This window comes from Streptomyces sp. (assembly GCF_019510245.1).
Lineage (GTDB): Bacteria > Actinomycetota > Actinomycetes > Streptomycetales > Streptomycetaceae > Streptomyces.
The window spans coordinates 43,575-52,169 of sequence record NZ_JAEKKT010000156.1 but is presented as its reverse complement, the minus strand read 5'-3'; the positions used below and the strand labels follow the sequence as shown (position 1 = coordinate 52,169).

At 67.9% G+C, this 8,595-nt stretch carries 5 protein-coding genes and 5 pseudogenes; 8 read left to right on the top strand and 2 right to left on the bottom strand.

Features of this window, described 5'->3' with window-relative positions; all coding sequences use genetic code 11:
• The first annotated feature begins 200 nt into the window (after positions 1 to 200).
• From JF597_RS29140 to JF597_RS29120, 5 genes and pseudogenes are all read left to right on the top strand, one after another.
• Positions 201 to 1,634, top strand: a complete 1,434-nt coding sequence (locus tag JF597_RS29140; protein ID WP_294002258.1) for a multicopper oxidase family protein — start codon at positions 201 to 203, stop codon at positions 1,632 to 1,634.
• A 265-nt stretch (positions 1,635 to 1,899) separates the two neighbouring features.
• Positions 1,900 to 3,186, top strand: a pseudogene (locus tag JF597_RS29135) (aminomethyl transferase family protein); the annotation flags it as partial.
• Between the two features lie 77 nt (positions 3,187 to 3,263).
• A pseudogene (gene folE, locus JF597_RS29130) lies at positions 3,264 to 3,864 on the top strand (GTP cyclohydrolase I FolE).
• 535 nt (positions 3,865 to 4,399) lie between these two features.
• A complete protein-coding gene (locus JF597_RS29125; RefSeq protein ID WP_294002257.1) occupies positions 4,400 to 4,726 on the top strand; it encodes a hypothetical protein in 327 nt (108 codons plus the stop codon).
• A 483-nt stretch (positions 4,727 to 5,209) separates the two neighbouring features.
• Positions 5,210 to 5,339, top strand: a pseudogene (locus tag JF597_RS29120) (IS5/IS1182 family transposase); the annotation flags it as partial.
• Positions 5,340 to 5,365: 26 nt separating this feature from the next.
• On the opposite strand, the gene JF597_RS29115 reads toward JF597_RS29120, so the two are convergent.
• Complete coding sequence (locus JF597_RS29115; protein ID WP_294002255.1) at positions 5,366 to 5,806, bottom strand: hypothetical protein; 441 nt, start codon at positions 5,804 to 5,806, stop codon at positions 5,366 to 5,368.
• Between the two features lie 173 nt (positions 5,807 to 5,979).
• Here JF597_RS29115 and JF597_RS29110 point away from each other — a divergent pair.
• Positions 5,980 to 6,465: pseudogene (locus JF597_RS29110) on the top strand (transposase family protein); the annotation flags it as partial.
• Positions 6,466 to 6,513: 48 nt separating this feature from the next.
• Here the strand turns inward: JF597_RS29110 and JF597_RS29105 are convergent.
• Positions 6,514 to 7,098: an Imm21 family immunity protein gene (locus JF597_RS29105; RefSeq protein WP_294002253.1), complete on the bottom strand. Its 585-nt coding sequence runs from the start codon at positions 7,096 to 7,098 to the stop codon at positions 6,514 to 6,516.
• 279 nt (positions 7,099 to 7,377) lie between these two features.
• Between JF597_RS29105 and JF597_RS29100 the strand changes: the two are divergent.
• Together JF597_RS29100 and JF597_RS29095 are read left to right on the top strand one after the other, a co-directional pair.
• Positions 7,378 to 7,989 (top strand): annotated as a pseudogene (locus JF597_RS29100) (GNAT family N-acetyltransferase).
• A 38-nt stretch (positions 7,990 to 8,027) separates the two neighbouring features.
• A complete protein-coding gene (locus JF597_RS29095) occupies positions 8,028 to 8,552 on the top strand; it encodes a hypothetical protein (RefSeq protein ID WP_294002252.1) in 525 nt (174 codons plus the stop codon).
• Positions 8,553 to 8,595: the final 43 nt, after the last annotated feature.

Genomic DNA, 8,595 nt, shown 5'->3' with positions numbered 1-8,595 from the left:
CATGGGAAGATTGCATCTCGCGGATGCACTCCGATTCTGTGGACATGGAACCCTAGGAAGTCCCATCGTCCCAGCTCAGAGGGCATCCGCGTCTTCATGTCCAAGCCCTGGACCGGCTGTTGCCCGGTGGATCGAGGCTTAGCCAGGGCGAGCCGGGCACATTGCTGCGCAGCGGCCGTCCACTGCCGACCCCCTATCAGATGCCACTGCCGATCCCGCCGGTAATGGCACCGATCCGCAGTGACGCCACCACCGACTATTACGAGATCACCCAGCGGATCGGCGACATCGCCGTCTTCGACGGAGTCCGCACACCCGCCTGGACCTACCAGGGGACCTTCCCCGGCCCGACGATCACCTCGCGCTCCGGACGCCGCACCGTGGTGCGCCACGTCAACCGCCTGCCACACCCTGTCGTCGTCCACCTGCACGGCGGGCACACGCCGCATGAGAGCGACGGCTACCCCACTGACCTGATCCTGCCGACCGGCTCACCGCTGCCACCGGGTTCCGGCACGCCGATGCCGTCCATGCCGGAGATGCCCGTCCTCACGGGCGCCGCTACCTCCGGCAGCCGCGACTACACCTACCCGATGAACCAGCGCGCAGCCACGCTCTGGTACCACGACCACCGGATGGGGTTCACCGGCGCCGGCGTCTGGTACGGCCTGGCCGGCTTCCATCTCGTCCGTGACGCCGAGGAGGATGCGCTGCCACTGCCCAAAGGGGAGCGCGACGTGCCGATCATGATCGCGGACCGGTCCTTCGACGCCGCCGGCCGACTCCACTATCCCGCCGCCGACCCCGCGTTGACCTCGGCACCCGGCGTTCAGACCGCCTACATGAACGGCGTCCTCGGCGACGTCATCCTGGTCAACGGCGCGCCGTGGCCTGTGATGAGCGTCGAGCGGCGCAAGTACCGGCTGCGGTTGCTCAACGCCTCCAACGCTCGTCGCTACCGGCTCGTCCTGGACCCGCCCCCTCCGGGTGGAGCCGGACTCGTCCAGATCGGCAGCGACGGGGGCCTGCTCTCAGCCCCGATCGTCCACGACGCGATCGAGCTGGCCCCAGCCGAACGGTTCGACGTCGTCATCGACTTCGCCCGCTTCCCGCCCGGCACGCGCATCCACCTGCGCAACGCCCTCGGCTCGGGTGCCACCACGCACGTCATGCGATTCGACGTCTCCGGCTCGGCCACGGGAACCAGCGACGACGCGATGATTCCCGCCTCTCTGGCCGCCGTTCCCACGCCGGACCGGCGCACCGCCGCAGTTATACGGGACTTCCTGTTCCAGAACCGGCCCGGTTCCCAGGCCTGGACCATAAACTCCCGCCGCTACGACCCGGCCCACCCACTGGCTCACCCTCGACTCGGTCAGACCGAAATCTGGCGCTTCGTCACCGACCTGCACCACCCCATCCACGTCCACCTCGACCACTTCCAGGTCCTTGCCCGGAACGGCAGCGCGCCCGGCCCCTACGACCAGGGCTGGAAAGACACCCTCGACCTCTACCCCGCTCAATCCGCCGAGGTAATCGTCAAATTCACCGAGTACGCCGGCCGGTTCCTGCTGCACTGCCACAACCTCGAACACGAAGACATGGCGATGATGGCGGACTTCATCACCAGCTGACAGCGAAGTCCCCAGCACCGGCTCCGGAGTCAACCCCCGAAGGACTTCCGGAGCCGACCACCTGGATACCGCGGCTTTCGCGTGCGCCGACGCGGTCCGGGCCGCGACGAGTCGGTGGCCAGGGGTCCCCTAGAACCCGATGGCACACCTCGAAGACCAGATCCAGGCGAGCGGAAGCGCGCTGGCCCTCCTGCGCAGCGGCCGCTCCGGCGCCTGTCCCTTCCCGATCCGGGCCGAGTTCACCAACTGACGTGACGAGCAGGAGCCTTGGCGCACCTCGGCGGCCCTGATGGACCTGTCCCACCACATGACCGACCTGACGGTCGAAGGTCCGGACTGCTACCGGTTGCTGTCGGACGTCGGCGCCAACACCTTCGCCGGTTTCGGCCCGATGAAGGCCAAGCAGTTCATCGCCGTCAACTACGACGGGTACATGGTCGGCGACTGCATCCTGTTCTGCCTGGCCGACAACCTGGTCCGGCTCGTCGGACGGCCACCCGCCCTGAACTGGGTCCAGTTCCACGCCGAGACCGGCGGGTACGACGTAACCCTGCGCCGCGACGAGCGCACGGCGCAGAACCCGGACGGCCGCGAGTTCTTCCGCCTCCAGCTCCAGGGCCCGCACGCGGCGGCCATCTTCGAGCAGGTCAACGGCGGCCCCATGCCCGACATCCCGTTCTTCTCGATGGGGAGGTTCCGCATCGGAAAGCACGAGGTCACGGCTCTCAACCACCGTATGTCCGGCTTCCCCGGCCTGGAGTTCTTCGGCCCCTACGAACACATCGCCGACGTCCGCGACACCATCCTGGAAGCCGGCGAGTCCTTCGGGGTCCGCCAGGTCGGCGGCCGCGCCTACGCGTCGGTGGCCACGGAGTCCGGCTGGATCGCCAACACCGTCCCAGCGGTCTACTGCGGAGACGCGATGAAGCCCTACCGGCAGTGGGCGAACGCCAGGAGCTTCGAAGCCAACCTCTCCCTCGGCGGCAGCTTCGTCTCCGACCGGGTCGAGGACTACTACGTCTCCCCCTGGGACCTCGGCTACGGCCACATCCTCAAGTTCGACCACGACTTCATCGGCCGTGAGGCCCTGGAGGCGCTGCGCGGCCGGAAGCACCGCAGGAAGGCGTGGCTGTCCTGGCACCGCGACGACGTCGCACGCGTCTTCGCCAGCCAGTACGAGCAGGGCGAGCGGCGTTTCAAGCACATCGAGATGCCCGCTGCCTTCTACGCGGCCTCGCAGTTCGACCGCATCGAGCGCGACGGCCGTCTCATCGGCATATCGACGCTGTGCAGCTACACCGCCAACGTCCGCGGCTGGATCTCTGTCTGCTTGATCGACGAGGACGAACTCACCTACGGCCAGGAGGTCGAGCTGGTGTGGGGCGAGCCGAACGGCGGCTCCGCCAACCCCACCGTCGAGCGGCACTCCCAGACGAAGATCCGCGCCACGTCTCCCGCAGGCCCTTCGCCGGCGACAAGAGCTGACCGCACCCCCCGACCGCCGTGCACACGGGGACAGATCACCTGGCGGGCGATCCCAGGCGCCAGGTGATCCGTCCCCGCAGGTCCGCGGTGCAACGCGGCAGACCTTCCCACGTCACGGACCCGACCGGAGAGACGAGAACACCCATGACCGACCTCGCAACGCCACCCATCGGCACGCGCGCCGGCGAGTTCGACGCCCGACGGGCCGAGAACGCCGTCCGCGAACTGCTGCTCGCCGTCGGCGAGGACCCGGACCGCGAAGGACTGCGCGCGACACCGGCACGGGTGGCACCGGCCTACCGGGAACTCCTCGGCGGCCAGTGGCAGCAGCCCGAGGACGTCCTGACCACGACCTTCGAACTCAGCCACGACGAAATGGTCCTGGTCAAGGACATAGAAATCGTCAGCCTCTGCGAGCACCATCTCCTGCCGTTCCAGCGGCACGGCCCACGTCGGCTACATCCCCGCCGCGCACGGCAGGGTCACCGGGCTGTCCAAACTGGCCCGCCTGGTGGAGGTGTACGCGCGCCGCTTCCAGGTCCAGGAACGGCTCACCGGACAGATCGCCGATGCCCTGATGCGCATACTCGACGCCCGCGGCGCGATCGTGGAAGCGGAACACATGTGCATGTCGGCCCGTGGCATCCGCAAGCCCGGTGCACGCACGACGACATCAGCCGTACGCGGACAGCTGCGCAGAGCGGCGACGCGAGCGGAGGCCATGAGCCTGATCCTGGTGCGCTGATCCGAGACGCCCGCCGGACGGTGGGGCCCGTCGGCTGCGTTCCCGTCGGGGCGGCGAACACGGCTGTGCACACGCCCCGTTGCCTCGCTGTGAACGTGGCCGATGGTCAGTCCACGTCGGTGTCCCTTTCGATGACCTCGAGGCGGTTCTCACCCCTGCAGCTGAGGTCGTTGACCGCGACGACGCCGCAGTGCCGCAGGTGTCGTCATGACCAGTCACCCTGCCCCCCACCACGGGCAACAGCGCGTCCCCGGAGTTCCCGAACCGACCGAGTCGGGCAGGTCTGGCGCCGTCCGCGGTCTCCGGCAGGGGTTTGAGTGAGTGTCAGGTCCATCATGCCTGCTCGGACGTGGTTTGAGGTAGGACTGAGCACACGTTCGTTCAGGCTTGTCCCAGGTGGTGGCCTGCCCGCAGACTCGTCGTCATCCACTCTCCGACGTCCGTGTCGGCATCCGTTCCCCGGTGTCGACGCGTTCGTCGTGCTGTCTCGTCGTGGGACGGGCGCAGGCGGGGGTGAGGGAATGGAGGGGGATCGATGGATCAGGACATGGTCATGCGGGCGAGGGTCGAGCTGCTCAGTGCCAACCGGCGGGTGGTGCGCGGCACCGAGGGGTTGCGGATCTACCGCCTGCTGACGCAGGTCCAGCCGGAGGTGTACGGGTCGAAGCTGGCGTACGTCCTGGTGGAGGCCAGCGCGTCGCTGCTGGTGCAGGAGCTGCCCGAGCAGCGGCTGGCGCTGTTGGACGAGGCGGTGGCGGTGGCGTCGGCCCTGGACACCACGAACCCCTACCGAACCAAGGTGATGGCGATGGCGCTTGCCGCCAGGCGGGAACTCGAGGGGCGGCAGACACAAGGGATGTGAGACAGGTGCCCGTGCACCGCAGGCGCCCCTGCACCGGCCGGCTCGGCACCGCCGTCGCATCATGCGCCCGCGGGGCCGAGCCGGGCCGGAGCCTGCGGGCGCAGCGCGGTCAAGGAGATCACCGCCGGGACGCCACTGCTCAGCGTGCACAGCCTGACCACGTATGCCAGCCACGCGGGTCAAAGGCCGGAGACAGGGAAACCCACTCTCCGCCAGAGCGCGTTGCACTGGACGCAGGATCCCGCACGACCGGCTTCGTCAGGCCGCGCGGTGAAGACGACACGACGGCCTACGTCCGACACGACGGCCTACGTCCGACAAGACGGCCGACGTCCGGCAAGACGGCCGTGACCTGTGACATCGGCGCGGTGGAGAACAGCCGCCGTGATGGTCGACCAGCGAGCTCACGCCCACATCACGCTACGACCGGCGCCGACAGGAGATCTGAGGCATCAACACCGGACAAGACGATCTACAAGCGCAAGGAACGAAATGGAGCGGACAATCAACAGGCTTTGGGAACTGCCGAGCCGTCGCGACGAGGTACGGCAAGAGGGCCTACGTATTCCACGGCGCTGTCCCTGTCGCAGCAGCAATCCGGCTCTGGCTGCGGGCGCGACTTCCAGAGGGCATCGGGGGTCAGCGTTGCCAGAGGAACGCGGCCTCGTCGCAGGGTCGGCAGGTGAAGACATAGCCGCGGCCCCCACCACCGAAGTTCGCCGAGGCGGCGAAGTCATAGCCCTCTTGTAGCTCGGCCGTAAACGCCATAGCGGTCGTGCACGAAGGACAGTCGGGCGTCTCGTCACCCTGGAGCCAACCAGGCTCGCCGCCCACCCGTCCCAGCACCCGTTCCTCTGTGGGTACGTCAGCCGGGTGGAGCCGCAGCGCGGTAATCGCGCCAAGGAGCGTCTCGTGCTCGGCGGGAACAGCGGCCTGGGCAAGGTTGCCGTTGATGTTGAACAGGAAGGCACGATTGCCACCCGCGGTGGCATCCCAGTCATCGCACATGCCGGGATCGTTCTGGCAGAAGAACACCGAAACGATGCCGACCTGCAGGGGCAGATGCGCGAGAAACTGCATGGCCCCGCCGCACTCCCGGCACGTCGGCCAGAGAAATCCGCCGGGGACAAGTGGGACGCCGCCAGTACGTGGCTGGGGTGCGGCAGCGGTGGTTTCCCCGTCGTGAACCAGGAGCATGGCCACAGCCTAAAGGCTGTCCCGTAACCGCTGGTCACGAGTGAGTCGATCTTGTTGTGGCTGGTGCGATCACGGCGTCTGATCTCTCTTGGACAGCTCCGTTTACGGGACTGTCCCCTCGGTCCTTCCGTGCGTCGGTCACGGTGCTGCTTCCGGAGGCGGCGGGTTCATCCCGTCCGGGGCGGCCGTGGCCGCTGCCGCTGGAGGGCCGGGCGACTGGTGGTCGCGTACTGGCACACAAACCCCACGTGACGAAAGTTAGACTGCTGTTCGGGGTGTCGAAATCTGCAGCCGCTCGGATTGTCCTCTGCACCGGCCCGCTGCTCGCACTCAAGGCGCGCCAGCGGTTTCGCAGGGGCACCGTTCTGGTCGTGGACGGCACTTTGGTGCCCACCCGCGACCGCACCATTGCCCAACAGACCACGAACTACCGTTACTTCACCAATCACCAGATCGCATGGGAAGCATGGGGTGCAAAGGCCATGGTCGACCGCGTCACCACCATCGCTGACGGTGGCTACCGCGGGACCGGGCTCGGCATTGCTCGTCTGCAACAACATTGCGCGGCGGGCCTGACCGCACCCGACCGTTCAGGAATCGGTGGGCAGGAGTTGGACCAGGCCGACCCAGTTCTCCCCGTCCACCTTGGTGTGGGTGGCGCGTACCCTCCAGCGGCCGGCGGGCAAGGGGATCGATGCCTGGGCAGGCATACCACCGCCGGGATATTCAATGCCCAATTCGGATCCCGCTTCAGCGGAGTCCATGAGCACCGCCGGACCGTCCGACAACCAGGTGCCGCACTCCTCCCACACTGTGGCCCGGTCGGCGAGAACAGCGTCTGCCGCGGCCCTCAGCCCGGCCTCGGAGTCGGCGGCAAGCCACCGCAGGAACGCTCTGCGCTCGGGCAGGTAGCAGCTGGTGGCCGGCTCGTCCGCCAGCACCAGTGCCTGACCGTTCTCGCCAACGGTGATTACACCGGCCAGATCGTCCACCGCACAGGCCCGGTCGTAGTCGTCTGGAGCGGTGGCATCTCCCACCATGACCCCCCTCTCGGTGCAGCCGTGCCATGCAGCCAGGGCGGAAACGGGGACGACTGTCAAAGGGCCGCCCATCGACGCCACCCAGACAGGGGAGGCTTGGGAGGTATCGGCTGCGATGGCTGAGGAGGCGCTCATGCATGCAGTGTGCCCTCGCCCACTGACAACGCCCGTGGCGCCCAGCGCAGGCGGCGGCTCCCTGTCTGCACCAGCCAGGGGCTACGGGACAGCCTTCAGGGCCCTGCCTACACCCCAGAGGGCGAGGGCTGGTGCCAGCAAGTTTCGCCGCAGGCCGATGGTGTTCCGCAGGGTGGTGTAGGCCGTGAGGATCTGCGCAGTGGGTCCGGCATGGACGAGCGCCGTAGGGCTCGACATAACTGATCGACACCCTGGTCTTGATCGGGTTGGCTGGGTGGTATGCCTGAGCTGCGAACCGATCGTCTTCTGCTCCGCCGGTGGCGGGAGTCCGACCTCGAACCGTGGGCGGCTATGAATGCCGATCCTGAAGTCCGAGAACACCTGGGGGAACTGCTGACGCGGGAGCAAAGCGATGCCGCGGTGGCAGTCATGCAGGCTGAGTTTGACGAGCGAGGTTTTGGGTGGTGGGCGCTCGAATCACGGGAGACTGGTGAGTTCATCGGCCGTGCCGGCTTGGACGAGGTGGGCGGGGACATGCCGTTCGCGGGAGTGGATATCGGTTGGCGGTTGATGCGTTCGGCGTGGGGTCACGGTTACGCCACCGAGGCCGCCCTGGCCGCCCTGGCTTTCGGCTTCGAGGCCCTCGGGCTGCCGGAAGTGGTGGCGTCGACGACCGTCCACAACCTTCGTTCATAGGCAGTGATGCGCCGGATCGGCATGACCCGGGATCCGGCCGACGACTTCGAGGATCCGAGCGTGCCCGAGGGGCCGCTTCGCCAGTGTGTGCTCTACCGGATCCGATCGTGCCCCCGCGAAGTGCCTTGGCCCGCGGCACCGGCAGGGATCTACACCGCCGGGCCAGGCCTCGAGCCTGCCACTCTGCGGCACTGATGGAGCCCTGCCCATCTTGGGCGGGCATACTGGTGGGCATGAGAGTCCCGCTCCGCACCCGTCTGTTCGCGGCGTTGACGCTGCTGATCGCGTGTGCGGGATCAGCCGGGGGCTATGCCGGGCTCCGGCTGGGCGGCTGGCTGGGCGCCGGCGCCGGGATGCTCGCGAGCATGACCATGGTGTGCCTTGGAGCGAGGATCACGATATCCCTGTGCCGCCTGCACACGCAGGACTTCCTGAAGCAGATCGTGGGCGACGGCCGCGCGGAGGCTTCAGCGGACGCGGTCCTGTGGGGAATCATGTTGTACGAGGCGGCCGCCTTCCCGCTGGCTGCCGGCGGGGTCAGTGCTGTGGAGCGGGAGTCCCGGCGCACCGTCGCGTACCGGTGTGCCGCCATCGACGACCTGCCGCTTTCCGTGCGTCTGGCGGCGGCCGAGACGCTGGAAGTCGTCGACCAGGGGCAGGACCGGGAGCAGGTGCGGGCCGCGGTACGGGCATTGGCCGAAGTGGTCCGCGAGTGCCGTGCCGGTCACCTCGACGTCCGCGACGAGCAGCCTTCCTGACGTCTCACAGGGCGAGTCCCTGAACGCTGTGCGTGCTTCACCG